The organism is Prevotella heparinolytica (assembly GCF_002998535.1).
In the GTDB taxonomy this organism is placed as follows: domain Bacteria; phylum Bacteroidota; class Bacteroidia; order Bacteroidales; family Bacteroidaceae; genus Bacteroides; species Bacteroides heparinolyticus.
On sequence record NZ_CP027234.1, the window covers coordinates 3,185,991 to 3,210,649 of the forward strand.

At 45.0% G+C, this 24,659-nt stretch carries 33 protein-coding genes and 1 tRNA gene; 16 read left to right on the forward strand and 18 right to left on the reverse strand.

Annotation, left to right across the window (positions count from 1 at the left end; all coding sequences use genetic code 11):
* Positions 1 to 17 precede the first annotated feature (17 nt).
* Genes traN through C3V43_RS12705 form a run of 3 tightly spaced genes read left to right on the forward strand, consistent with a single transcriptional unit; the run spans position 18 to position 2,092 of the window.
* Positions 18 to 1,043, forward strand: a complete 1,026-nt coding sequence (traN, locus tag C3V43_RS12695; protein ID WP_106070090.1) for a conjugative transposon protein TraN — start codon at positions 18 to 20, stop codon at positions 1,041 to 1,043.
* A complete protein-coding gene (locus tag C3V43_RS12700) occupies positions 1,037 to 1,615 on the forward strand; it encodes a conjugal transfer protein TraO (protein WP_106070091.1) in 579 nt (192 codons plus the stop codon). The genes traN and C3V43_RS12700 overlap by 7 nt, the downstream gene beginning before the upstream one ends.
* Positions 1,616 to 1,627: 12 nt before the next feature.
* The gene (locus tag C3V43_RS12705) at positions 1,628 to 2,092 is read left to right on the forward strand and encodes a DUF3872 domain-containing protein (RefSeq protein WP_021678451.1); all 465 of its coding nucleotides are present in this window, start codon (positions 1,628 to 1,630) and stop codon (positions 2,090 to 2,092) included.
* A gap of 191 nt (positions 2,093 to 2,283) precedes the next feature.
* Here C3V43_RS12705 and C3V43_RS12710 read toward each other — a convergent pair whose 3' ends face one another.
* From C3V43_RS12710 to C3V43_RS12795, 18 genes are all read right to left on the reverse strand, one after another.
* Positions 2,284 to 2,751: a PH domain-containing protein gene (locus tag C3V43_RS12710; protein WP_021680163.1), complete on the reverse strand. Its 468-nt coding sequence runs from the start codon at positions 2,749 to 2,751 to the stop codon at positions 2,284 to 2,286.
* A gap of 93 nt (positions 2,752 to 2,844) precedes the next feature.
* Entirely contained in the window at positions 2,845 to 3,360 is a 516-nt protein-coding gene (locus C3V43_RS12715; RefSeq protein ID WP_077084227.1) for a hypothetical protein, read from the reverse strand.
* Between the two features lie 40 nt (positions 3,361 to 3,400).
* Complete coding sequence (locus C3V43_RS12720; RefSeq protein ID WP_077083314.1) at positions 3,401 to 4,015, reverse strand: class I SAM-dependent methyltransferase; 615 nt, start codon at positions 4,013 to 4,015, stop codon at positions 3,401 to 3,403.
* A gap of 14 nt (positions 4,016 to 4,029) precedes the next feature.
* Positions 4,030 to 4,602, reverse strand: a complete 573-nt coding sequence (locus C3V43_RS12725; RefSeq protein WP_013816566.1) for a methyltransferase family protein — start codon at positions 4,600 to 4,602, stop codon at positions 4,030 to 4,032.
* Complete coding sequence (locus tag C3V43_RS12730) at positions 4,589 to 5,242, reverse strand: DUF6796 family protein (RefSeq protein ID WP_106070092.1); 654 nt, start codon at positions 5,240 to 5,242, stop codon at positions 4,589 to 4,591. Before C3V43_RS12730 ends, C3V43_RS12725 begins: the two co-directional genes overlap by 14 nt.
* 236 nt (positions 5,243 to 5,478) lie before the next feature.
* Positions 5,479 to 5,697: a hypothetical protein gene (locus C3V43_RS12735; RefSeq protein WP_021663494.1), complete on the reverse strand. Its 219-nt coding sequence runs from the start codon at positions 5,695 to 5,697 to the stop codon at positions 5,479 to 5,481.
* Between the two features lie 4 nt (positions 5,698 to 5,701).
* Positions 5,702 to 5,956, reverse strand: coding sequence for a DUF8466 domain-containing protein (locus C3V43_RS12740; protein ID WP_021661939.1), 255 nt, complete (start codon positions 5,954 to 5,956; stop codon positions 5,702 to 5,704).
* 24 nt (positions 5,957 to 5,980) lie between these two features.
* A complete protein-coding gene (locus C3V43_RS12745) occupies positions 5,981 to 7,252 on the reverse strand; it encodes a PcfJ domain-containing protein (protein ID WP_106070093.1) in 1,272 nt (423 codons plus the stop codon).
* 11 nt (positions 7,253 to 7,263) lie between these two features.
* On the reverse strand, positions 7,264 to 7,680 hold the full coding sequence (locus C3V43_RS12750) for a PcfK-like family protein (protein ID WP_077070591.1): 417 nt from the start codon (positions 7,678 to 7,680) through the stop codon (positions 7,264 to 7,266).
* A 12-nt stretch (positions 7,681 to 7,692) separates the two neighbouring features.
* Positions 7,693 to 7,995, reverse strand: a complete 303-nt coding sequence (locus tag C3V43_RS12755; RefSeq protein ID WP_106070094.1) for a hypothetical protein — start codon at positions 7,993 to 7,995, stop codon at positions 7,693 to 7,695.
* A gap of 12 nt (positions 7,996 to 8,007) precedes the next feature.
* On the reverse strand, positions 8,008 to 8,289 hold the full coding sequence (locus tag C3V43_RS12760) for a hypothetical protein (RefSeq protein ID WP_106070095.1): 282 nt from the start codon (positions 8,287 to 8,289) through the stop codon (positions 8,008 to 8,010).
* 22 nt (positions 8,290 to 8,311) lie between these two features.
* Entirely contained in the window at positions 8,312 to 8,539 is a 228-nt protein-coding gene (locus tag C3V43_RS12765; RefSeq protein WP_077094190.1) for a hypothetical protein, read from the reverse strand.
* Between the two features lie 12 nt (positions 8,540 to 8,551).
* Positions 8,552 to 9,073, reverse strand: coding sequence for a hypothetical protein (locus C3V43_RS12770; RefSeq protein WP_097658043.1), 522 nt, complete (start codon positions 9,071 to 9,073; stop codon positions 8,552 to 8,554).
* A gap of 6 nt (positions 9,074 to 9,079) precedes the next feature.
* The gene (locus C3V43_RS12775) at positions 9,080 to 9,439 is read right to left on the reverse strand and encodes a hypothetical protein (RefSeq protein WP_021663500.1); all 360 of its coding nucleotides are present in this window, start codon (positions 9,437 to 9,439) and stop codon (positions 9,080 to 9,082) included.
* A 358-nt stretch (positions 9,440 to 9,797) separates the two neighbouring features.
* A complete protein-coding gene (locus C3V43_RS12780; RefSeq protein WP_004585420.1) occupies positions 9,798 to 10,256 on the reverse strand; it encodes a DUF1896 domain-containing protein in 459 nt (152 codons plus the stop codon).
* A 26-nt stretch (positions 10,257 to 10,282) separates the two neighbouring features.
* Complete coding sequence (locus C3V43_RS12785) at positions 10,283 to 10,816, reverse strand: ORF6N domain-containing protein (RefSeq protein WP_106070096.1); 534 nt, start codon at positions 10,814 to 10,816, stop codon at positions 10,283 to 10,285.
* Positions 10,817 to 10,851: 35 nt separating this feature from the next.
* Positions 10,852 to 12,084, reverse strand: a complete 1,233-nt coding sequence (locus C3V43_RS12790; protein WP_077083658.1) for a site-specific integrase — start codon at positions 12,082 to 12,084, stop codon at positions 10,852 to 10,854.
* Positions 12,085 to 12,605: 521 nt separating this feature from the next.
* Positions 12,606 to 12,679, reverse strand: a tRNA-Asp gene (locus C3V43_RS12795).
* A 357-nt stretch (positions 12,680 to 13,036) separates the two neighbouring features.
* Here C3V43_RS12795 and purU point away from each other — a divergent pair.
* The 13 genes from purU to C3V43_RS12860 all read left to right on the forward strand — a co-directional run bounded on the left by purU (position 13,037) and on the right by C3V43_RS12860 (position 24,561).
* Positions 13,037 to 13,894 carry a formyltetrahydrofolate deformylase gene (gene purU, locus C3V43_RS12800; RefSeq protein ID WP_106070097.1) on the forward strand — a complete coding sequence of 286 codons (858 nt, stop codon included), beginning with the start codon at positions 13,037 to 13,039 and terminating at the stop codon, positions 13,892 to 13,894.
* A gap of 5 nt (positions 13,895 to 13,899) precedes the next feature.
* Positions 13,900 to 14,490: an imidazole glycerol phosphate synthase subunit HisH gene (gene hisH, locus C3V43_RS12805; protein ID WP_106070594.1), complete on the forward strand. Its 591-nt coding sequence runs from the start codon at positions 13,900 to 13,902 to the stop codon at positions 14,488 to 14,490.
* Positions 14,487 to 15,206 carry a 1-(5-phosphoribosyl)-5-[(5-phosphoribosylamino)methylideneamino]imidazole-4-carboxamide isomerase gene (gene hisA / locus C3V43_RS12810; protein ID WP_106070098.1) on the forward strand — a complete coding sequence of 240 codons (720 nt, stop codon included), beginning with the start codon at positions 14,487 to 14,489 and terminating at the stop codon, positions 15,204 to 15,206. The genes hisH and hisA overlap by 4 nt, the downstream gene beginning before the upstream one ends.
* A gap of 46 nt (positions 15,207 to 15,252) precedes the next feature.
* Entirely contained in the window at positions 15,253 to 16,011 is a 759-nt protein-coding gene (hisF, locus tag C3V43_RS12815; protein WP_106070099.1) for an imidazole glycerol phosphate synthase subunit HisF, read from the forward strand.
* Positions 16,012 to 16,043: 32 nt separating this feature from the next.
* Positions 16,044 to 16,652: a bifunctional phosphoribosyl-AMP cyclohydrolase/phosphoribosyl-ATP diphosphatase HisIE gene (gene hisIE / locus C3V43_RS12820; protein WP_106070100.1), complete on the forward strand. Its 609-nt coding sequence runs from the start codon at positions 16,044 to 16,046 to the stop codon at positions 16,650 to 16,652.
* Between the two features lie 29 nt (positions 16,653 to 16,681).
* Complete coding sequence (locus C3V43_RS12825) at positions 16,682 to 17,389, forward strand: cell division ATP-binding protein FtsE (protein ID WP_106070101.1); 708 nt, start codon at positions 16,682 to 16,684, stop codon at positions 17,387 to 17,389.
* Between the two features lie 45 nt (positions 17,390 to 17,434).
* The gene (locus C3V43_RS12830) at positions 17,435 to 18,757 is read left to right on the forward strand and encodes an aspartate kinase (RefSeq protein ID WP_106070102.1); all 1,323 of its coding nucleotides are present in this window, start codon (positions 17,435 to 17,437) and stop codon (positions 18,755 to 18,757) included.
* A gap of 80 nt (positions 18,758 to 18,837) precedes the next feature.
* Positions 18,838 to 19,998 carry a diaminopimelate decarboxylase gene (gene lysA, locus C3V43_RS12835; RefSeq protein ID WP_106070103.1) on the forward strand — a complete coding sequence of 387 codons (1,161 nt, stop codon included), beginning with the start codon at positions 18,838 to 18,840 and terminating at the stop codon, positions 19,996 to 19,998.
* A gap of 114 nt (positions 19,999 to 20,112) precedes the next feature.
* The gene (locus tag C3V43_RS12840; RefSeq protein ID WP_106070104.1) at positions 20,113 to 20,595 is read left to right on the forward strand and encodes a ferritin; all 483 of its coding nucleotides are present in this window, start codon (positions 20,113 to 20,115) and stop codon (positions 20,593 to 20,595) included.
* A 169-nt stretch (positions 20,596 to 20,764) separates the two neighbouring features.
* Positions 20,765 to 20,980, forward strand: a complete 216-nt coding sequence (locus C3V43_RS12845) for a hypothetical protein (RefSeq protein WP_217349952.1) — start codon at positions 20,765 to 20,767, stop codon at positions 20,978 to 20,980.
* Complete coding sequence (locus C3V43_RS12850; protein ID WP_106070106.1) at positions 20,977 to 22,404, forward strand: MATE family efflux transporter; 1,428 nt, start codon at positions 20,977 to 20,979, stop codon at positions 22,402 to 22,404. The genes C3V43_RS12845 and C3V43_RS12850 overlap by 4 nt, the downstream gene beginning before the upstream one ends.
* Before the next feature lie 105 nt (positions 22,405 to 22,509).
* Positions 22,510 to 23,376 carry a DUF3737 family protein gene (locus tag C3V43_RS12855; RefSeq protein ID WP_106070107.1) on the forward strand — a complete coding sequence of 289 codons (867 nt, stop codon included), beginning with the start codon at positions 22,510 to 22,512 and terminating at the stop codon, positions 23,374 to 23,376.
* 12 nt (positions 23,377 to 23,388) lie between these two features.
* On the forward strand, positions 23,389 to 24,561 hold the full coding sequence (locus tag C3V43_RS12860; RefSeq protein ID WP_106070108.1) for a MalY/PatB family protein: 1,173 nt from the start codon (positions 23,389 to 23,391) through the stop codon (positions 24,559 to 24,561).
* Positions 24,562 to 24,659: the final 98 nt, after the last annotated feature.

A 24,659-nucleotide genomic window follows, 5' to 3' on the forward strand; every position in this document is an offset into this window, starting at 1 on the left:
TCAATCTATCGACGATCATGAAAAAATGGATTTTATCGGCTGTCCTGCTCACGACTATCGGAGCGACAGCCCTTGCGCAGGATACAACTGCGACTTTACCGGCCGGTCATCCTCTTTCAAGCGGAGCGTTTTACCGGGGAATGAGTAAGGCGATTCCCGAAGGCCGGGTCGTATTGCCTTACGGACTGGAGGTGACTTTTGAAAAGACCGTTCACCTGATTTTTCCTTCCGCCATCCGCTATGTCGATCTGGGAAGCAATAACCTGATTGCCGGAAAAGCGGAAGATGCCGAAAACGTGCTGCGTGTGAAGGCTGCCGTACGGAATTTTGAAACGGAGACCAACCTGTCGGTCATTTGTGAAGACGGTTCATTTTACTCCTACAATGTGAAGTATGCCGAAGAGCCGGAGAAACTCAATGTGGAGATGAAAGACTTCTTGTGCCAACGAGAGCAGAGCGGAGCTTGCTCCGGCTATGCCGAGTGCAGCCAGGACAGGCGCGAAGCGCAGTTTTTGTATCCCGGAGAAGGACACTTGCCTTCGAACCGTGCCGACATCTACTTCAAGGAATTGGGCAACGAGTCGCCTGTACTTGTGAAGCTGATGATGCAAACCATCTACAAGCATAATAAGCGAACGGTTAAGCACATCGGTGCGCGGCATTTCGGCATGCAGTTTCTCCTTCGAGGACTGTATGCCCATAACGGGCTGCTTTTCTTCCACGTCGTTATCGGAAATCAGACGAATATGCCCTGCTCGGTGGACTTCATCACCTTCAAAGTGGTGGATAAAAAGGTGGCCAAACGCACAGCGATTCAGGAGCAGGTTTTGCAGCCGCTTCGCGCCTGCCATCAGGTGGCATGGGTCAGAGGCAAGACGTCCGAACGGACAGTCTTTGCGCTGGAGCAGTTCTCCCTGCCCGAAGACAAGCAGCTGGAAGTAACGCTTTACGAGCGTAACGGTGGACGAACCCTGACATTCTGCGTGCAGCAGGAAGACTTGTTGCGAGCCGAACGAATCGATAACCTGAAACTCCGATGGTGATGAAGAAGTGTCTGTTTTTACTCGTCTGTGTCGTCGTAATGGCCACTCCTTCGTACGCACAACGCCTGATTCCCGGACAAAAGGGGATGGAGATTACGGGCAGCCTGCCTGTTATCAACGGAGAGAAGCTCTTCCGAAAAGATCATTTCGGTGTCGGAATATCGTTTACCCGCTACCTCAAAAGTGAAAACTATACTTTTCTCGCCGCCGAATACGAGCAGCAGGATATGGCTTATCGAAGCTATCGTGTGCCGATGAAAGATGCCTTCCTGCAGGTCGGCTATATGCATCCCGTACTGTCGGATGGCGGGAAGAACCTCTTTGTCTGTGCGGGTATTTCCGCTTTAGGCGGTTACGAAGAACTTGACCGGGGGAGAACTTTTTTACCCGACGGCGCCCGCCTCTTGGATCGTTCGGGCTTCGTGTATGGCGGCGCCGTGCATCTGTCGATGGAGCTTTTTCTGACGGACGGTCTCTTGCTGCTCGTCAAAGCTCAGGGACGCTTGTGTTTCGGATCGGATGTGAATCTCTTTCGTCCCGCTCTCTCGGCGGGATTTCGTATAAACCTCTAAACCAATGAAACGATGAAAAGAAAATGGATCGATGCGCTGTGGGTGATGGGAGTATTGCTCATGGCCGGGTTTTGTTTATCTGCTTGTAATCGGGAGCTGGACGTGCAGACGGTTTTTCCGTTTGAAGTAAGCACGATGCCGGTTCCCAAACAAATCAAACAGGGAGAAACCGTGGAAGTGCGCTGTACCCTCGTTTCGGAAGGCGATTTTTCCGGAACGCGCTATACAATGCGGTTTTTTCAAACGGAGGGGAAAGGCGTTTTGCGGATCGGACGCGGGGTTGCTCTCAAACCCAATGACCGTTATCCGGTGGGTAAAGGAGACTTCCGCCTCTACTATACCTCGCAAAGCAAAGAGCGGCAGTCGCTCGAAATCGTCTTCGAGGACAATCATGGACAATCGCAAACGATCGTTCTGGATTTCAATCACAAAGAATCGGACGAGGATAAAGAGCGAGAAGCCGGTTACCGCACCTGACCGCTCCAATAATTCTTTTTTGTTCTTAATCAATCGAAGGCGCCCGTCCGAGAGGATAGGCGCTTTCATTCTGTTCAAAGAGTTCATAAATAAAACGACCTGCCCATTTGAGCATCGCAATGAGAGGCTTGGCAGGTTCTACACGATGCAAAGATAACGGGTTTCCGGGTAAATGGAATAATAGCCCTTGTCTATTCGTTGCCTCTGCCGAAACGCTTATCTACCTCTTCGCTGATGGCTCTGCGAAAGCTCAGAGGATCGGCGATGTAACGATAGGTATTGGTAGCACCTCCGGTAGTTACGACCACCGTTCCGAAGTTGAAAATTCGTCCCCAGAACGATTCTCCGAAAGCGATGGCTTCGGCTTTGTTCAGCTGCAATTCGACAACGCTGCGACGAATCAAGCCTAATTTGAAAATCACCCGTTTGTTGGTTACGACGTATTCGGCATAGCGCCGGCCAAGGTAGTTGTTGATAATCCCCCATAGGGCTATAGCGATCAGCACATAACCCGGAATCTTGATGTAGAGTGGTGAAAAGGATATCAACAGAAGTCCGAACAACAGGAATTTCATCGGATAAACAAAAACCCACCAATGCACTTGGGCTTTGTATGTAACAGTTTCACCCGTCAGCAATGTTTTGTCTATGTAGCTCATAACTAATTACAAGTTTACCGTATCAATGAACTTATAGCGTCCAAAGATACGGGTTCGGTACGTTTTTACCCAATGAATTGCAATGTTTTTTATCTATTCTCTTCTTTTCGTCGCAACGACCCGGGCGACCATCTGCCATGTTCCGTTTTCATTTTGTTGCTCTTTGCGCCAATGAAAAGCGGTGGCAGTCATATCGGAAAAAACATATCTCATTCTGCCGGTCGTGTTTTCGGTCAATACGATGTCATCCCCCGTTTTACGGGCTGTCAACCGGATGGCTTCGCCCGTACAACCGTAGAAAATATCCCATGCCGAAGTCTTCGGGTTGAAAATGCGGAGTGTGGTTCCGTATTCGGCATCCGGCTGTTTGTTTATCAACCTCTCGGAACGCGACGGGACGATGAACAAGTCCTGAATGGCAGTCCCGTCCAAAACCCAAGAGAATATCCATTCGCCTTTTACCCGTCTGGGTGTTGCGTCGTACAAACGGTCTGTCCATTCGATCTCCCATTCTCCCACCAAAGAACCGAAGAAATCGAGCTCTTCGGGGATTCGTTCACTTCTTTTTTCGCTGCAGAGAGCAGTGCTAAATTCTTTTATCAGATTCATTTCGATAATGATTTGGAGGCAATCGGAGTAGGTCAAGTATTCATTTATGCCCGATAACACAGATACGATTGCCCTGCGTAAATACGGAGGTCTGTGTAAACCCTGCTTTCGTCATGTTCTCAACGATTTCGTCCGGGGTATAAATTTTCATATCCAAGAGTGAAATCCATCGCTCGTTTCCTGCCTCGGAAGCCATTTCGTTGCAGACGGCAAACCTGCCGCCCGGCTTGAGCACACGCCTTACTTCTTTGAAATCTTCGACGATGTCCGGCCAGAAATAGATGGTTTCAAAAGCTGTTGCAAGATCGAAAGTCGCAGATTCATAAGGAAGGGATGAGACCAAGGCCTTCATGATTTCCGCCCGGCCGTCTCGGACAGCTTTCCTGTTCCTGGCAACGGATTTTGCCACGCTCTGCGCCGAGTAGTCCGCTCCGCATACTTTTCCTTTCGTCCTTGTCAGAAAGTTGGCGATGTTTTGCCCGCCGCCGCAACCGATGTCGAGAATATCCTCCTCACCGGACGGTCGGATACATTCGTCGATGCACCAGAGAGCCATTTTATTATGGCCGTAGTTCATCCCCGCAAGCATCATTTTTCCCCAGAAATTGTTTTCAGGTCTGCGGCAATTGCTTATGAACTTCTTGAACAGTCTCATCTTCTATTCAGCAGCTAAAAGAACAAGAAATAACGAGGCGTCTTGGCCTTGTATTCGCGGTATTCCTCTCCGTAGGTCTCCTCACAATAGCGTTCTTCTCCCAATATGAGGAAATGCGTGGCAATGATGAAGGGTATCATGACGAGTAGTATCCACAACGAGGCGGAAGCGATACAAACGCCGAACATTCCCGTAAAAAAGAAAAAGTACATCGGATTGCGCGACCAACGATAGACTCCTCCTTTGATGGTCTTTCCGGCAGGAGTTGCCACATAGTTGTGAAAAGCCCGGACAAAGAGCACCAGCGAAAGCACGTAAACCGCCATTCCCGCAAGAAACCATGCCGTACCGAACTTGAACGGGACGAAAACGGAAAGCACCAATATGGCAATTTGCAGGATTGTACTGACAGAGGCGTTCGCCTTGTCTTTGGCCGTGTACCACGAGGTGTCCACCGCGCGCTTTCCTCCCTCACGGAAGATTGCCATATATATAAACTGTATCAGCACCATGCCGAACGAAGGTATCCATGCGTTCAGCCATCCGGCTTGCAACGTTGTGAAAAATGAAAAATCACTCATAGTCATCGGGGATGATATTGTTTTTTAATGTGATCAGCGATACGGCAAAAATCAGGGTATACACCAGATTGTTCCATCCGCCCGCTATCAACAGAAGAAACGGTTGCGGCAGCGTTTTCCAAAGGAAATTGAGCCAGATGGTGATCAACGGTGTTGCGAAAACTATCCAACGAGGAAAAGAAGTCTGCTTTTGTACTGCTAAAACGGTAAATACAATCCAACCTATCCCCATCAGTGCGAATGCCAATCCGCCCAACCAGCCGGCATAGGAGAGAAAATGGTCGATGATTTCGGGATGTCCCTGCGACGATACGATGCCGAAAGCCGGGAAGAAGGCATGATAAGCACCTCCGACAATTATACTTACGGATAGAGAAGCAAGCATCCAGCAGGCTGTTTTTCGTCGCGCTTTCTTAACCCTGAGAAACAAATGGTAGAATCCGATGATGTACAGAACCGCCGCCAACGGTCCTATTATCCCTCCGGCAATGAGACGCTCCAAGGGCACTGTGCCCATAGAAGGCAACAGATCTTTTTCCAAATCGGGAATGGGTTGTGTCGTAAAATACAGCAACATGTCGCCGGTATACATCAGCAGGCTACCCGTTATTCCTGCATATCCGGTCAATCTGAGTATTTTATCCATACCTTTTTCTTATTATTTGAGTTTACAAAACTATACAAGTGGAATATCGTTTGCAATCGCCAATAGTGGCTATTTTCACAGTCCGGAATCCCTATTTCTTAGGGTTTGGATTCGTCAGTAACCGGCAAATCACCGTTAATTTCCTTTTTCAATCGGTCTTTTTGCTACTTTTTGTACCGTTTCAGGCTCACCGACAAAAAGTAGCGGGCGACAAAAATGCCGCCCGCTGTTCTTCTTTACTTCAACTGCACTATCTCACCTATCCGCTTTTCAGGATGGATGTCGAATGCCCAATTTACTTCTTCATCGGGCAAGGTGCTGTAGATGTTCCTTCCCATTACGAGTCCGCAATCTTGCAGGACTTTTTGCCGTGCTTCCTCTCTGCTCTCGGCAAGCACTTCAAACACACCTTCAAAGATGTATTGTGTCCGTATTCTGTAAATTCGTTTCTTCATATCCTCAAAATTCTACCTTTAATAATCTGTTTGGCATCGGCTCACCATTGGACAGCCTGCGATGAGTGAGCCAAAAGTGATGTGCGCCGTAACCATAGGCGAAGAACTTGTCAAGTGCCGTTTCTTCGGCTATCTGCCTTATGGAGGTTCTTAATTCCTCCTCATTGGCGGATAGGGCTGCGGCATTGATAACCCTTATAAGAATGTGAGGTATCTCGTCTGCCCAATTACAAATGATGCTTTCTATTTTGATTTCCATTTCTCTATGTATTTCAGTTAAACATTATGCCGCCATACGTTGACGAATTTGCTTCATATTCCTGCGGACAAGTTTGAGTATTCGTTCGTGATATTGGCTGTTTTGATTGCACAACCCTCGGCATTGCACAACTCTCATTGTCTCCAAAGAAACTTCTACGGTCTCTATCCGTTTACCGTCTATGGTAGCAGAAAGGATAAGGGACTGAGGTTTGAGATAATATCCTCCCTCAAATACGCAATGATGTAATGCCAGTCCTTCTTCCAAATGTTCCTGAACACTTTCCAGAACATGAACATGAATTGTTCCATCCGTGAATGAGATACCGAAGAATTTGGATTTGAGTTCTTGAAAACGTTCTTCATCCTCCATTGCCTTTCGTCTTTTTTGCTCTCTTTCCTCTTTTTCTCTTTGTTTGCGCAGTTCTGACTGCCTGCGGTCGTGCTCGGTTTTGAGGTCGGAGGGGCAAACGTATTTCGGACTATGAATATCTTTTCTCAATCGGCAGAGCATATCGACATAGTCGCACCACATAGAGCCGTCCGTAATGGTATATCCGTTGCGGATACAGATGCAGAGAGAAGCCCAATAGTTCTCGATATTCCGGTATTTAATTCTGACGAAGTGCCGCAAAAGTCCGGTTTGTTTTGTCTTCAATAATGTTTCGGCTTTATTGTTAGTCAGAATGGAATGAAACAACTCGAAAGGTGTAAGGTCGTGATATTCGCCCTTAAATCCGTTCCGTTTGATTTCAGGTAGAATTTTCTGTCGGGGATAGATGGCGGAGGGGAATATATCGTACAAATCCTTGTCGGGACGTATTTCCAAATTACTGCCGAACTGCCAAGTGTCGTACCAACAACTCATCGGGCGAAGCCGTGCCAGTACTGCGGACTTGCCTTGTGCGTTCATCCAACGCTGCACCACTTCGGAAATGAAATAATCGGCTTGTTCACCCTTCTTATGGTAAGACTGCATATAGAAGAAGCGCAAGACCTGATACTCTTTGAATGTCGTAACGATACCCAAGTATTCCGTTTGTTTGAAAACCCTTTGTCGGGTAGTATTAACCTCCAATGCTGTTCCACAATGCGGACAAATAATTCTCTTTCTCTTATGCTCTTTATCCATCCAAGTATGCCCACATTCCAAACAAGTACATTCTCCTTTTGCCGTGCATTTGGCGAAATGTGTAAAGCAGTGCTTAAATGCCCAATTCTTTTGTGCTTGGGTGATGGCGGGGAGCTGACTGCTCAGCTCCGCCACCTGCTTCTGAAATTTGTTTCTCGGTTTCATGTGTCGATAAATTATAAATCGAATAAACTCGGTTGGAGGGTTGCATCGACAGTCGTTTTAGCTTTTTTCTTTGTCGGCTGTGTCATCTTTCGGTAGGCTTCTTCCTGCGCCCTCTGCATCGCATCCCGATGAGCCTGTTCTTTTTTTTCGGCTGTCAATTCTACCACTTGATTTACTACAATATGTGCGTTTATCGGACTACCGATGTCGATGTTATCTTCATCGAAATAGTGTACTGCCATCGAGTAAATTTCATCATCGGAAAATCCGTTGCAACCGCTTTGTTTTACTGTGTTTAAGATGTATTGAATGCAACTATCCATGTCTTTATCCTTCTTACGGTAATTCTCCGCAAAGAGTTCATCATATTGCGCCCGTTCGTCCAGATAATTTTGGATAACGTTCTTGAAATGCTCTGTACCTTTCATTGTCATAAGATGTTAGAATTTAATATCCCATTCTCCGTCTCTATACACCCTGAAACTCGCATACTCATTGCCGAATTCATAGGAAAGAATCCGCATATAAAGCGTTTTGTCATGGGATAACTCCGTTGTGATTCTCTCGAAGAAATTTTCGGGAAATGACCACTTGGATTCAAATTCGCCCTCCACCATTTGCCCGTCGGAGCAGTAGCAATACCAACCTTCCCCGAAAGTATCCGTCATGTAGTTTTCTACCGTTTTCAGGTTTTCTTTGTTCTCTGTGGAGCAGAAGAACAGATTGGTGCATATATTAGCCATAACCTCTGATATTTATTGGTTCAAATTATTGGTGATTTCCTTTCCCTTGTCATCGAAGACCTCTATGGTCGGACGACCTCCGTTTTCTTCGGGAGAAAGATTCTCGGAGGTATCCAATAGCGTTTCTCCTTCAACGAAAATGACCTGTTCTTCATCGTCATGGTTCATCACGTCTTCGCCTTGCCAAGTTTTTATAATGGCTATTGCCTGCTCATAATTTTCAGCTTTCACCTGAAATTTTGTTCGCATCCGGCAAATAACCTTGCTGTCCTGATAAAAATCGAATGTATTCATATCCTTGTTGTTTATAGAGTTATTAAAAGAGTGAGCAGAAAAGCAATCCCAATAGAGCTATGATACATAGCCACCTGACAAGCGTGAAAAAGACATCGAGTGCCGTACGGACGAGAAAGCGCACGAAGTACAAGGCGGTGAGCAGGGTAAGTACCGTTATCGCTTCTTCTGTGATAAGCATGGAACAAATACAGACCGTTCCGATTATGAAAGCAGCTACTACCGTCAGCCGTATAAGGATTGTTTTCACCGTTGTTTTCGTTTATGCAATCTGTTCATATAAAGCCTCTCCATTACAGAAAGAGCCTGTTTTAGTGAGTTCCCGATAGCCATAATTCGTTTTGATTTTGTCGATTATCTTATCGGCTTCGGGCTTTTCCAATGCGAATAAATATGCCTGTAAAGCATCGTAAGCAGTATAATTCTTCCAATCTTCTCCTATTTTCCTTGCCAATTCTCTGACTTTCTCATAATCGGGATGATATGCTTTGAAATCACGCATAATCGTGTCGGTGGCATCTTCATCATATCCATCGCAAAAAGTTATGTTGTTCAAATAGCTGTCATGTTGAATGTAGTCGATACACCCACCCGAATAGTAGGCTGAAGTAATGACTATATCAAGCGTATGAAAGGAAGCACGGTATTCATCCAGATAATAGCTCGGATAATTGCGGTTGCATCCCTGCACATATTCCTTGTGTTCGGGAACATTCCCTGATTCATAGTCTTCGTCTTCGACATAGATGAGACGATTCTCGTAAGCGAAATTATTGGTTGCCAAAACTGTTTATTGTTTTGTCAGGGTTAGAAAATGTTTCTCTATGGCTGCATTCAGCAGTGCATCATCGTCGTATTCGTCCTGAGAGAGGCTGATGCTTTCCGCATCTTTGTCATAGCAGGTTTCTGCGACATAATTTTCCCAACTGTACAGGCGTACATATCCGTTTCCCTTATTCACCGAAACCACAGGCACGGTCTTAAATCCGACATGGCACAACAGCAGTTCGGTCAATTCACAGGCACGATTTCCGTATTCGCTTGCCACGATAAGAATGGACACGCCCGAACCCGTTTTTATGCGGTAATGCGAGGAGGAGTTATTTCGTTTCCTGCGATCCATTGAGTGATTTAATCTTTCTTGTTCCATAATGCTGACATTTTTTTTGCGTCTAAAGCTCGGAGTGTGCCGATTTCGTTTCGTGGGCTGTTCAAGGTGGCCGGAGGGTATATGTCAAGGCTTCCCGAAAAAATACGACTTGGAACGAAGTGGAAATGTGGAGATTTTTTCAGGCGAACCCGAAAGGACTTCAGGCCTTGACTCTTTACCCGAAGGCCGGTTTCCTTCGCCCAAAGAAAGGAATCGGCACTCCGGGATCGAAGACAACAGGTGGAAGATTTGGAGACGGAAAAGATACTCCCGAAATTCTCCGGAAAAGAAAAAGGGACAGCCCCGTGTGTGAAGCTATCCCTTAAAAAAAGAGGTTGTCGAGAAAAGATTGATCGGGCTAACGGAGAATGTCCTTTAGTAAATCATGCTCTTCCATGACCGTAGCGATCGTTCCGGTCAGTTCGGTATAGAGCCGGTCATATTCCGGCTTTTCATCGAAGTCGTCTCCCGGATGGTAACGGTCGAAGGTGTCTTTGACTTCTTTGTGCTCCAACAGAAGCAAAGAGAGTTTTCCCGACAGTTCGGCGGGAACTTCGTTTGCAAATTCGTTATCGATGATTTGTTCGATAAACTGATACGGCGAAAAATGCAGTCCTCTAAGCAATACTTCCATGGCCATGCTTTCGGCTATGCCGATGGGATTGTCTTGCAGGAAGGCTTCTTCGTACGTTTTTGCAGCAGCTTCGGAACGTTCACGGATAAACGTTTCGTCACCGAGCAACTGCGGATGGTAGTCTTTCAGATAAACTTCCAGTCTGAGTCGGTAATACGACAAGGTTTTCTTTTCCTGTTTCATCTTCTTTCCTTTTTAATTATTGGTGATCATTTCTCTTGCTTGGGAATGACAAAGCCGACGGGATTACGAGGCTTTTCCGCTTTTTCTTTTTGCTCCAACAGCTCCGTCAGGGCCGTGTACAACTCACTGAACTGCACATTACAGCTAACTTCAAGGTCTTCGATACGCTTTTTGAGTTCTTCATAACCGGCAATCATCCGGCGCATGGCAACGAAAGTCCGCATGATGGCAATGTTCACTTCTATTGCTGTCGGACTGCGCAGCACCGATGATAGCATGGCTACTCCCTGCTCGGTAAAAGCCATCGGAGCAACGGAGCTGTGTTTGAGGGTTTCGGGTAACCGGTCACAAATTGTGACCAGTTCCGTCCATTCGTTTTCGGTAAGTTCGAACATAAAATCTTCCGGGAAGCGCTGCAAATTTCTCCTGACGGCCTGTTTGAGCACTTTTGTCTGCACACCGTAGAGTTCGGCCAAATGATAATCCAATATCACTCTGTTGCCACGAATCTCAAGAATTTTATTCCGGATGACGCTTACATCTGCTGTTATTGTATTCATATCATTGATTTATAGAATTTGTATTCAATTTCAAGTCATTGTTTTGCTTGTGACACCGGAGATCTGAATATATCCAGCTTATCCGATAGCTTAAGCATGTCCTGTTCTATCTTTTTATTGGTGATACGGGCGTAAATCTGCGTCGTTTTGATATTGGTGTGTCCCAGCATCTTCGACACGGATTCGATGGGAACGCCTTTGCTCAAAGACATCGTGGCAAATGTATGGCGGGCCATGTGAAAGGAAAGGGGTTTGCGGATATTGCACAAATCGGCTATCTCTTTCAGATAGGCATTCATCTTCTGATTGGAGAGAATAGGCAAGAGATGACCGTTTTTCCGGACAGGAGCATATTTCTCGATAATCCTCTTGGGGATGTCGAGCAGGATGATATTGGTGGCTACCCTTGTTTTCTGGCGTCTGGTCATGATCCATTCACGTCCGTCCAATTCAACGATGTTATCCTCGGTTAAATTGGACACATCAATATACGCCAGGCCACTGAAACAGGAGAATATGAAAATATCGCGAACCAAATCCAATCTGGGTATGGATATTTCTTTTCCAATGATTCGCTGAATTTCTTCATCGGTTAGAAACCCTCTGTTGGAATCTTGCGTATGAAACCGTTTGTTCACAAAGGGGTCATGAGACAGAAATCCATGTCTGCGCCCATAAAGAGTAATGGTTTTGAAAAGCTTCAAGATTTTGGTTGCCGTATTCGGACAACAATGGGCTACAGTCAGCAGATATATCTCAAAGTTATGAATGACCAACGGGGTAAGCTCCGAGAATTTGAGATCCGTTCTGTTGTACTTCGCTTTGAGGAATCGGGTAAAATGCCGTTTGCTGTTTTCGTATTTTTGTAAAGTGGCAGCCGTTTTATTGATTCCCACCTGGGCCCGGACATCCTCGTTATGTTTATCGAAAAGTTCCATTATACTGTTTAATGTATCCGTCTGTCCGCAGTATTCCGATTTGATTCTCTCCGGCGTCAAATCATCTACTGTTACTTCCAAACGTTTGTAAATGGTCAGAATATCAGCCCTGATTTCTTCAATCTTTCGATTGACTTCAAGTGCTTCTGCACTATGTCCTTTGACTTTTTCTTTTTCTGAATCCCATAATTGGGCATTGATAGACAGGCCTGTAGATCCCAGCGACAAACGCTCCTTATTCAGATAAATCCGAATGAGGATGGGCGTCTTACCTTCTTTGTTGATGTAATTGCTGCGCAAGTAAAAAACTGAACGAAATTGACTCTTCATTTTGCTCCAAAATTAGTGTAACCATACGGCTACAAAGTTCGACATATGATTTTGAAACAGAGTAATTTGTCAATCGTCTAAACATCGTCTTAACGTCGTCTGTGGTTACAATTTTCAGCCCCTTTGTTTTTTGTAACCAAAATGGAACCACCGGAGGCATATTTACGGAATATACGCCTATTCCGAACCTCATCCGACGTGTGGGGTGGCGACAAAGAAAAAGCGCCTTAATTCGTTGGAATTAAGACGCTTTTGGATTCGTTTCTAAAATTGCTTCAGATGACCTATAGCCTATCTTTCAGCTATTTAGCGGTATGGACGGGAAAAGAACCATCCATTGTATCCTTTTTATTTTCAGTTTCTTAAAAGGAAGTCTTTGCTTATGTAACCAAAATGAAACCAAAGACAGATTATCTTCAGACAATGCTCAGACGGCATTTTTTTTGATGTCCTTAGATAAAGGAGCAAAGGAAATTCATTTTGCTCTTCAGACTTCTTTCAGACTAACTGAATTGTTCCAGCGGTGCGTACGGGACTCGAACCCGTGACCCCATGCGTGACAGGCATGTATTCTAACCAACTGAACTAACGCACCATTACCTTGTTTTCTCGCTATCTCTCTCGATTGCGGTTGCAAAGGTAGACATTTCTTTGAAATCTGCAATACTGTGCATGATTTTTTTTGCGAGCTTTTTATCAGGTTTGCTTTATATTATTCATATTGAGAATATTGCATGGAAGAGAAATTTTGTAAACAAGCAGTTGCTTTGATATGAAATTTATCTCGTGTTTAAGTACTGTTTAAGAACCTTTTTTAGAAGAAAACGAAACTTTTTATTTGTTCTTTCAAACTTCGTGTTCTGAAAATTCGTCATTTGGCAATAAATCGTTATTTTTGCCAACTCAAAACAAGTATGTTGTTATATAAGAATAATAAAAAGGAATTCTTAGAATGATGAAAACGGCCAAACTGTTGCTACACTGTCTTGACAAACCGGGTATATTGGCAGAAGTGACAGACTTTATAACGGTGAATAAAGGGAATATCATCTATCTGGACCAATATGTAGACCATGTGGAGAATATCTTTTTCATGCGTATTGAGTGGGAATTGAAAGATTTTCTGGTACCTCAAGAAAAGATAGAGGATTATTTTGCAACTTTGTATGCGCAGAAGTACGATATGAATTTTCGGCTCTACTTCTCTGATGCAAAGCCCCGCATGGCTATTTTTGTTTCAAAGATGTCTCACTGTTTGTTTGATTTGCTGGCACGCTATACGGCAGGCGAGTGGAATGTAGAAATTCCTCTTATCATAAGCAATCATCCGGACTTGCAGCATGTGGCAGAGCGTTTCGGTATTCCTTTTTATGTGTTTCCTATCACCAAGGATACCAAGGAGGAGCAAGAGAAGAAGGAAATGGAATTGTTGACCAGGCATAAGATTACATTCATTGTGCTGGCGCGCTATATGCAGGTAATTTCCGAACGGATGACCAATGCTTATCCCAACCGGATAATCAATATACACCATTCGTTTCTTCCGGCATTTGTGGGAGCAAAGCCTTATCATGCGGCTTTTGAACGTGGAGTAAAGATTATAGGGGCCACCAGCCATTATGTTACAACGGAATTGGATGCCGGCCCTATCATTGAGCAGGATGTGGTGCGCATAACGCATAAAGACACGGTGCAGGATTTGGTGAATAAGGGGAAGGACTTGGAAAAAATTGTACTTTCACGTGCCGTTCAAAAGCATATTGAACGGAAAGTGTTGGCATATAAAAATAAAACGGTGATATTTAATTGATAGAGATGAAGGTTGCAATTGTCAAATACAATGCCGGCAATATACGTTCGGTGGATTACGCCTTGAAACGCCTGGGAGTGGAAGCCGTGATTACGGCAGATGAAGCTGCGTTACGAGCTGCCGATAAGGTTATTTTTCCCGGAGTGGGCGAGGCGGAAACAACCATGAACTTTTTGCGTGCCGGTGGAATGGATAGGTTGATAAAAGACCTGAAACAACCGGTATTGGGTATTTGTTTGGGCATGCAACTGATGTGTCGCCATTCGGAAGAGGGAGATGTGGACTGTCTTGGCATTTTCGATGCCGACGTGAAGCGTTTCGTTTCCTTGAAACCGGAGGAAAAGGTTCCTCACATGGGGTGGAATACCATCGAGCAAGCCAACTGCAACCTCTTCAAAGGTCTTTCAAAAGAGGAGTATGTGTACTTCGTGCATAGTTATTACGTTCCGTTGAACGACTGCACGGCAGCTGTGACAAACTATGTCCTTCCGTTCAGTGCAGCCTTGCATAAAGATAATTTTTATGCCACCCAGTTCCATCCCGAAAAGAGTGGAGATGTGGGTGAACGTATCTTACAGAATTTTTTGACATTATGATAGAACTGATTCCCGCCATCGATATCATCGACGGAAAGTGTGTACGTCTTTCTCAAGGTGATTATGAAAGTAAGAAAGTGTACAATGAAAATCCGGTAGAGGTAGCCAAGGAACTGGAAGCTCACGGCATCCGTAGGCTCCATGTCGTGGATTTGGACGGTGCTGCTTCACATCATGTAGTGAACTACCGAACATTAGAGCAAATTGCCGTGAACACTTCTCTGATTATAGATTTCGGTGGGGGAATAAAGAGCGACGAGGATTTGAGGATAGCTTTTGAGAACGGTGCAACGATGGTGACCGGTGGCAGTGTTGCGGTCAAGAATCCTGAGTTGTTTTGCGGTTGGCTTCAGGCATACGGCCCGGAGAAGATTATTCTTGGTGCGGATGTGAAGGACCGGAAAATAGCTGTTAACGGTTGGAAAGATGAAAGTGCTTGTGAGTTGTTCCCGTTTTTGAAAGAATACGTAGAAAAAGGCGTTCGTAAAGTAATCTGTACAGATATCAGTTGCGACGGAATGTTGCAAGGTCCGTCTACGACTTTGTACAGAGAGGTATTGGAGCAATACCCCGGCTTGTTTTTGATAGCCAGTGGAGGTGTGAGTTGTGCCGATGATATTCGGGAACTGGAAGTAGCCGGTGTACCTGCCGTTATTTTTGGCAAAGCTTTGTACGAAGGACGCATCACATTGAAGGAACTGGAAAGCTTTTTATAAGGAAACTTTCGGTTCAAATAGAAATCATTAATTTGAAAAAAGAGTTGTGTTAGCAAAAAGAATCATTCCCTGTCTTGATATAAAAGACGGGCAGACTGTAAAAGGAACCAATTTCGTGAATCTGCGCCATGCAGGAGATCCTGTTGAATTGGCACGGGCTTATAGCGAACAAGGAGCGGATGAGTTGGTTTTTTTAGATATTACAGCCAGTTTCGAAGGGCGGAAAACATTTACGGAACTGGTGAAACGCATAGCGGCAAACATCAGTATTCCTTTTACCGTAGGTGGAGGAATCAATGAACTGGGCGATGTGGACAGGTTGCTGAATGCCGGTGCCGATAAAATATCCATTAATTCTTCTGCCATCCGTCGTCCGGAATTGATAGACGAAATTGCTAAGCATTTCGGATCACAAGTGTGCGTGTTGGCAGTAGATGCAAAACAGACAGAAAAGGGCTGGTGGTGCTATTTGAATGGCGGACGTGTAGAAACGGATAAAGAACTGTATTCATGGACTGCGGAAGCGCAGGAACGGGGGGCGGGCGAGATCTTGTTTACAAGCATGAATCATGACGGTGTAAAGAACGGCTATGCCAATGAAGCTCTTTCTGTTTTGGCCGGACAACTTTCCATTCCTGTCATAGCATCGGGAGGGGCAGGTTGCAAAGAGCACTTTCGCGATGTTTTTCTCCAAGGAAAAGCAGATGCAGCCTTGGCAGCCAGCGTTTTTCACTTCGGAGAAATCAAAATTCCCGAATTAAAATCGTATCTTTGCAGCCAAGGGATTTCTATGCGCTTGATGTGATAACATTTGATTTTTAATAATTAATATCTGAAATGTTGGATTTTGACAAAATGAACGGACTTGTTCCGGCTGTGATACAAGATGCAGATACTGCAAAGGTACTGATGCTGGGCTTTATGAATAAAGAAGCTTATGACAAAACTATGGAAAGCGGAAAGGTGACTTTCTTCAGCCGTACCAAGAATCGTTTGTGGACAAAAGGTGAGGAAAGCGGAAATTTCCTGCATGTGGTTTCTGTCAAGGAAGATTGTGATCAGGACACACTGCTCATTCAGGTACATCCCGAAGGTCCTGTTTGCCACACCGGTACTGATACTTGCTGGGGAGAGAAGAACGAGCAACCCGTCATGTTCTTGAAACAACTTCAGGACTTTATCAGCAGACGCTATGAAGAAATGCCCGAAGGGTCATATACTACCAGCTTGTTTCAATCCGGAGTCAACAAAATGGCACAAAAAGTAGGTGAGGAAGCGGTAGAAACAGTTATTGAGGCCTGCAACGGAACAGATGAACGTTTGATTTATGAGGGAGCAGACCTGTTGTATCACCTGATTGTTCTGCTTACTTCCAAAGGGTATGGCATCGAAGATTTGGCTCGCGAACTGGAAGAACGTCATAGCGCCACTTGGAAAAAACATTAAAGTAGTAATTATAAAAGCTAAAAGCGGTGATGAGCAGTGAAGTACTGATTCGATATAAAGACGTTGCGATACATCAACAAGAGTTATGCGTGCTCAACGAAGTTAACTTGGAACTTTACAAAGGAGACTTTGTCTATTTGATTGGTAAGGTCGGTTCGGGTAAAACAAGTTTGCTCAAGACTTTTTACGGTGAATTGGATATCGTGTCGGGTGAAGCTCAAGTATTAGGGCATGATATGCTTCATATCAAGCGGAAGCATATTCCGCAACTGCGCCGCAAATTGGGTATTGTTTTTCAGGACTTCCAGTTATTGACCGACCGTACGGTCTATGATAATTTAGCGTTTGTTCTTCGTGCCACCGGTTGGAAAAACAAAGGCGAGATAAAAGATCGTATTGAAGAAGTGTTGGAACTTGTTGGTATGAGTAATAAGGGATATAAGTTGCCTAATGAATTGTCCGGAGGTGAACAGCAACGCATTGTAATTGCCCGTGCCGTACTCAATTCTCCGGAGATAATTCTGGCGGATGAACCTACCGGAAATCTGGATGCAGAAACCGGACGTGCCATAACGGAGTTGTTGCACAACATCAGTCAAGCCGGTTCTTTAGTAGTGATGACGACACATAACTTGCAATTGCTGTGTGATTTTCCCGGCAAGGTTTATCGCTGCGTAGACCACTTGATGACGGATGTTACAACGGAATATGCTACTCTTGCATCGGTGGTGGGATAATAGTGAATAGATTTTTATATACATAAATTTAATACAGGAACGAAAATGAAAGTTTTAAAGTTTGGAGGTACTTCAGTAGGCTCGGCAGCTCGCATGAAGGAGGTTGCCAAATTAATTACCGATGGTGAATGTAAGATTGTGGTTCTATCTGCCATGTCGGGTACCACAAACACATTGGTTGAGATTTCGGACTATCTGTACAAGAAGAATCCGGAGGGTGCCAACGAAATTATCAATAAACTGGAGAGCAAATATCGCCAGCATATTGAGGAACTTTTTGCCACTCCGGAGTATAAACAGAAAGGACGTGAACTTATCAAGTCTCATTTTGATTATATCCGTTCTTATACCAAAGACCTTTTTACATTGTTTGAAGAGAAGGTGGTGCTGGCACAGGGTGAGTTGATTTCTACTGCCATGATGAACTATTATTTGCAGGAATGCGGCATAAAATCGGTATTGCTTCCGGCTTTAGAATATATGCGTACGGACAAAAATGCAGAACCCGATCCCGTTTATATCAAAGAAAAATTGAATGTTCAGCTGGAATTACACCCGGATGCTGATATTTATATTACGCAAGGATATATCTGTCGTAATGCTTATGGTGAGATTGATAATCTGCAACGTGGAGGAAGCGACTATACCGCATCCCTGATTGGAGCGGCTATCAATGCTTCTGAAATACAAATTTGGACGGATATTGACGGCATGCACAACAACGACCCGCGTATCGTTGATAAGACTTCTCCCGTACGTCATCTGCATTTTGAAGAGGCAGCCGAATTGGCTTATTTCGGTGCCAAGATTCTGCATCCTACTTGCATTCAGCCGGCCAAATATGCCAATATACCCGTACGGCTTCTCAATACGATGGCACCCACTGCTCCGGGTACATTGATTTCAAATGATACGGAGAAGGGAAAAATCAAGGCTGTGGCTGCCAAGGAGAATATCACGGCTATCAAGATTAAATCCAGTCGCATGCTGCTTGCACACGGCTTTTTGCGCAAGGTGTTTGAAATCTTTGAAAGTTATCAGACTTCCATTGACATGATTTGTACTTCGGAAGTGGGTGTATCGGTGTCTATTGATAACGTTAAGCACCTTAACGAGATTTTGGACGACTTGAAGAAATACGGAACGGTGACTGTGGATAAGGACATGTGCATTATCTGTGTCGTGGGCGATTTGGAGTGGGAGAATGTGGGCTTTGAAGCCAAAGCATTGGACGCAATGCGCGAGATTCCTGTTCGAATGATATCTTTCGGCGGCAGTAATTATAACATCTCATTCCTCATTCGGGAGGAGGATAAGAAAGCGGCTTTACAATCGCTTAGTAACGCTCTGTTCGGCGAAGTACAATAACAGAAAAGATATATAAAACCAAAGCGCTTTTACCTTTTTGATAAAAGCGCTTTTTTAAAACCGGATAACAGGATACACAGATGAAAGGAATATTTCCCATCAATAAATTTCGAGACTTACGTACGCCCTTCTATTATTATGATACGAAGGTATTACGCGATACGCTTGCCTGCATTCGTGAGGAGGTGGCAAAGTATGGTAACTATGCAGTGCATTATGCTGTAAAGGCGAATGCGAATCCCAAAGTTCTTGCCATTATTCGCGAGAATGGACTTGGCGCCGATTGCGTGAGCGGCGGTGAGATTCATGCAGCTATCAAAGCGGGTTTCCCGGCCGATAAAATAGTATTTGCGGGTGTTGGAAAAGCCGATTGGGAAATTAATCTGGGATTAGATCATGATATCTTTTGTTTTAATGTAGAGTCTGTTCCGGAGCTGGAAATTATCAATGAACTGGCGGGAGCTAAAGGAAAAATGCCCAATGTGGCATTCCGTATCAATCCCAATGTAGGTGCTCATACTCATGCAAATATCACTACCGGATTGGCCGAAAACAAGTTTGGTATCAGTATGCAGGATATCGATCATGTGATTGATGTTGCACAAGGGATGAAGAATGTATGTTTCATCGGATTACATTTTCATATTGGTTCTCAAATATTGGATATGGGCGATTTTGTGGCTTTGTGCAATCGTGTCAATGAATTGCAGGATAAGTTGGAAGCACGCCGTATCCGTATCAACCATATCAATGTCGGTGGAGGGCTGGGAATTGACTACGGTCATCCCAATCGCCAGCCGGTACCCGATTTTCGGAGCTATTTCGAATTATACGATAACCATTTGAATTTACGTCCTCACCAGACACTTCATTTTGAGTTGGGACGTTCTGTGGTAGGGCAGTGCGGGTCTTTGATTTCACGTGTGCTCTATGTGAAGCAAGGCGCCAATAAGCAATTTGCCATTTTAGATGCCGGTATGACGGATTTGATTCGCCCGGCACTTTATCAGGCTTATCATAAGATAGAGAATATCACATCGGATGACCAAATGCAGACTTATGATGTGGTGGGGCCTATATGCGAGTCATCCGATGTGTTTGGCAAGGCCGTTGATTTGAATGGTGTGAGACGTGGGGACTTTATCGCCCTCCGTTCGGCGGGCGCTTACGGTGAAATTATGGCTTCGGGTTATAATTGTCGGGAGTTACCGAAAGGGTATACTTCGGATGAGTTAGTATGAATGTCTTTTCCCTGCGAAACCGATGTCATCTGCGAGTTAAAAAAGATATAAAGTGAACAAACTGAATGGAGACTTGTTATTTTTGTAGTAGTTTCAAATTTATTAGTTACGATTATGATTACAGAAAAATTACAAAAAGCAATTAATGGGCAGATTACAGCCGAGTTGTGGTCGTCCAACCTTTATTTGGCAATGTCTTTCTATATGGAGAAAGAAGGTTATTGTGGTATGGCTTCTTGGTTGAGAAAACAATCTTCTGAGGAAAAAGCACATGCTTGTGAAATGGCTTCTTACATCATCAAACGTGGTGGTGCGGCAAAGCTGGACAAGGTGGATGTTGTTCCCAATGATTTCGGTACTCCGTTGGAGGTGTTCGAACAGGTTTATGAACACGAATGCCGTATATCTAAGCTGATTGACGAGTTGGTAGACGTGGCTGCCGCTGAAAAAGATAAGGCTACACAAGACTTCTTGTGGGGATTTATTCGCGAGCAAGTGGAGGAAGAAGCTACCACTGCAGGTATTGTGGATATGATTAAAAAAGCAGGTGATGCCGGAATCTTCTTTGTGGATGCCAAACTCGGCGAACGTAAATAAATCAAGATTTGCACAATTTTTATAGTTAATGATAAAAACCATATCATTTCTCTGATAGAAGAGTGTGATATGGTTTTTTTATATCTTCTACTTGTAGTTGCTTTGCTGTATAGCATCGGTTAATTTGCTATATTTATCCACAGAAATGGAGAATAACGAATATTATTGTATGGCCTTGATTGCCGAAAAACAAGACTTAGGATATCCAACACCCAACCAACCGGATAATTTTATGCGCTCCGGCTCAAATACAAAACATAGGGTTGATTTATTGACACCGATTGTAGAACTTCAGCTGTTTTATGATGCAAAGTATGGAATTGCGGATGCATATTTTGCCTATTGGCTGCGTGATGTTAAATTATTCAAAGAACATAGCAGATGACAACACGGGCTGAAAAAACAAATCGTCTGCTTGCGTTGATTCGCGATGGGAAACCGATGACGCTGGGACAACAGTTACGTCTGACTGTGCAGCTCAGTATACCGGCTGTTATTGCGCAATTATCTTCCATCATCATGCAGTATATCGATGCCGCCATGGTGGGAAGCCTCGGTGCCGAGGCATCAGCCTCCATAGGCTTGGTGTCGACAACCACGTGGCTTTTTTGGGGACTGTGTGTGGCTGCCGCTACGGGATTCTCCGTGCAAGTAGCTCATAAAATCGGTGCGGGCGATATGCAAGGTGCGCGGGCGGTGTTGCGGCAATCGCTGATTGCCACACTTGGCTTCAGCCTTTTGTTGGCTATGCTTGGCGTGGCGATTAGTGATGCACTTCCCGGCTGGTTGGGAGGCGATGTTTCCATTCGGCAGAATGCTTCGCTCTATTTTCTTATATTTTCGCTTTTTCTGCCTGCCTTGCAGATGAATTTCCTGGCTGGAGGCATGTTGCGGTGCAGTGGTAATATGCACGTACCGAGTATGCTTGGGGTAACGATGTGTATATTGGATGTTGTCTTCAATTTCTTTCTGATTTTTCCTTCGCGCGAGTGGAGTCTGGCAAGTTACTCTTTCACGATGCCGGGTGCAGGACTGGGTGTGGTTGGTGCGGCATTGGGTACGGTCGCTGCCGAAACGGTTGTTGCCGGAATATTGTTATGGTATCTTTGGAACCGCTCCGATGAGTTGAAACTGGGCGGAGAACGAGGAGGTTTCCAACCGAAAACAAAGACCTTGAAAAGGGCGCTTCGTATCAGTCTTCCGATGGGATTAGAACACTTTGTCATTTGTGGTGCACAGATTATGACAACGGTCATCGTGGCCCCATTGGGAGTTTTTGCCATTGCCGCCAATTCATTTGCCATCACGGCCGAGAGCCTTTGCTATATGCCCGGCTACGGGATTGCTGATGCTGCCACGACGCTGGTCGGTCAAAGTTTGGGTGCGAAACGTCGCCGGCTGACGCGGAGTTTTGCCCGTATTACCGTATTTATGGGTATGGCAATCATGGGTGTAATGGGAGTGGCCATGTATATTCTTGCTCCGCAAATTATCGGATTGATGACACCCGTTGAAGAGATTCGCGAGCTGGGTATCATGGTTTTGCGCATCGAGGCGTTTGCCGAACCTATGTTTGCAGCTTCGATTGTGGGCTACGGTGTATTTGTTGGCGCGGCTGACACACTTGTTCCGTGTCTGATGAACTTTTTCAGTATCTGGATTGTTCGGTTATCCTTGGCAGCCTTGCTTGCTCCGACGTTGGGACTCAAAGGCGTATGGATTGCCATGTGTGTCGAGTTATGTTTCCGAGGCATGATTTTCCTTATTCGCTTGAAGCGGGAACGGTGGATGAAGAATATATATACCTGAATTCGGGATAGGCTGTTCCTTTTTTAAAAAAGATGAGGGGCTGCATCCTATCGGGCGGATATTTCTTGAAGTAAATAATGATAAACAATTAAAATAATATCTCAAATGAAACTTATTAAAGATACCGAATTCGGAGGTGAACGTCCGCTGTTTGCGTCGCATGATCTTCGTTTGGAGAATGTAGTCATCCGTACCGGTGAATCGGCCATTAAAGAGTGCAGCAACATTGAAGCGGTGGAATGTCGTTTCGAGGGGAACTATCCTTTCTGGCATGTTCACGGGTTTAAAATAGACCGTTGCTATTTCGATGTCGGAGGCCGTTCGGCATTGTGGTATAGCGACCATCTGAAGATGACAGACACGGTGATAGATGCTCCTAAAATGTTCCGTGAGATGACCGAGATTGCCATTGAGAATGTGGTGTTGAACGATGCCGATGAGGTGTTTTGGCGGTGTAACGATATACACATTCGGAATCTCAAAATGTACGGTGGTACTTATCCGTTCATGTTCAGCAACAATATCTATGTGAACGGGTTGGAGACTGATAGCAAGTACGTCTTCCAGTATGTGAAGAATGTGGAGATTCACAATGCTAAAATTACGACTAAAGATGCTTTTTGGGAGGTGGAAAATGTAACAATCTACGATTCGGAGCTTAACGGCGAATACCTTGGCTGGCACTCGAAGAACCTGCGTTTGGTGAATTGCCACATCACCGGCGAACAACCGCTTTGCTATGCGCACGACCTCGTGCTGGAGAATTGTACTTTCGATTCTGATTGTGACCGTGCGTTTGAGTATAGTACATTGCAGGCCGATATTCGCGGAGCCATCACCAACATTAAAAACCCGATGTCGGGTCGTATCGTGGCCGATGAATTTGGTTCGGTGACGATTGACGAGAATATCAAAGCCCCGGCTGATTGTGAGATTCGTCTCAGGGATGAGCGTACTTGCTTTAGCGACTAAAAGCAGAAGTGTATGAAATTCGATTTCGATAAACAAATTTCACGGCGCGGAACCAATTCCTACAAGTGGGATAGCGCAAAGAGTGAAGATGTACTGCCTATGTGGGTGGCCGATATGGACTTCCATACGGCTCCCTCAATCGTTGAAGCCTTGCAACGTCGTGTGGCGCATGGCATCTTCGGTTATACTCGTGTGCCTGATAGCTATTATGAGGCCGTCACAGGTTGGTTTGCCCGGCGCCACGGTTTTCAAATAGACCGTGAATGGATTATTTACACATCAGGGGTAGTACCCGCTATCTCGGCTATTATCAAAGCCTTGACCCGGCCGGGTGACAAGGTGCTGGTACAGACACCGGTCTACAACTGCTTCTTTTCTTCAATTCGTAATAACGGATGTGAAATGGTTTCCTCGCCATTGCTCCATGCGGATAATACCTTTACCATTGATTACGATGATTTGGAGCGGAAGGCGGCCGATTCTAAAGTTAAAGTGATGCTTCTTTGCAACCCGCACAATCCTGCAGGACGGGTTTGGAAGCGCGAAGAGCTGGTTCGCATCGGCGAGATTTGCATCCGCCACGGCGTCACAGTGATTGCTGACGAAATTCATTGCGAGTTGGTTTTCCCGGGCCATACCTATACGCCGTTTGCTTCCATCTCGGACAATTTTCTGCAACATTGCGTAACTTGCATCTCACCCAGTAAGGCGTTCAATATTGCCGGGCTACAGATTGCCAATATTGTCTGCTCCGGTGATAAACTCAGGCTGAAGATAGACAGGGCAATCAACGATAACGAAGTGTGCGATGTCAATCCGTTCGGTATCATTGCCACCGAAGCTGCCTATAACGAAGGAGAGGGGTGGCTTATGCAACTTGTGGCATACTTGCATGGAAACTATCTTTATATGCAAGAATTTTGTCGGGAGTATCTGCCCGGATTTCCAATAGCTACGTTGGAAGGAACTTATCTTGTGTGGATGGACTGCAGCGTACTCGGCATTCCGTCGGAAGAACTTGAGAAGAAACTGGTAGATGAAGTCGGATTATGGCTTAACGCCGGAACAATGTATGGTTTGGAGGGAGAGGGATTCATGCGTTGGAATATAGCTTGTCCGCATGCTGTCTTGAGAGAGGGCTTAAAACGCTTTGTTTCTTTGGTAAATACCGGGGTTAAGGGATAGTTTCCCATGTGTATGTGTGGTGATACTAAAAGTTTCACCCCTCTGCGTCCGTATGAGACTTACCTTCCCAATACGACTAAGGCTACTTCCCAATAGGA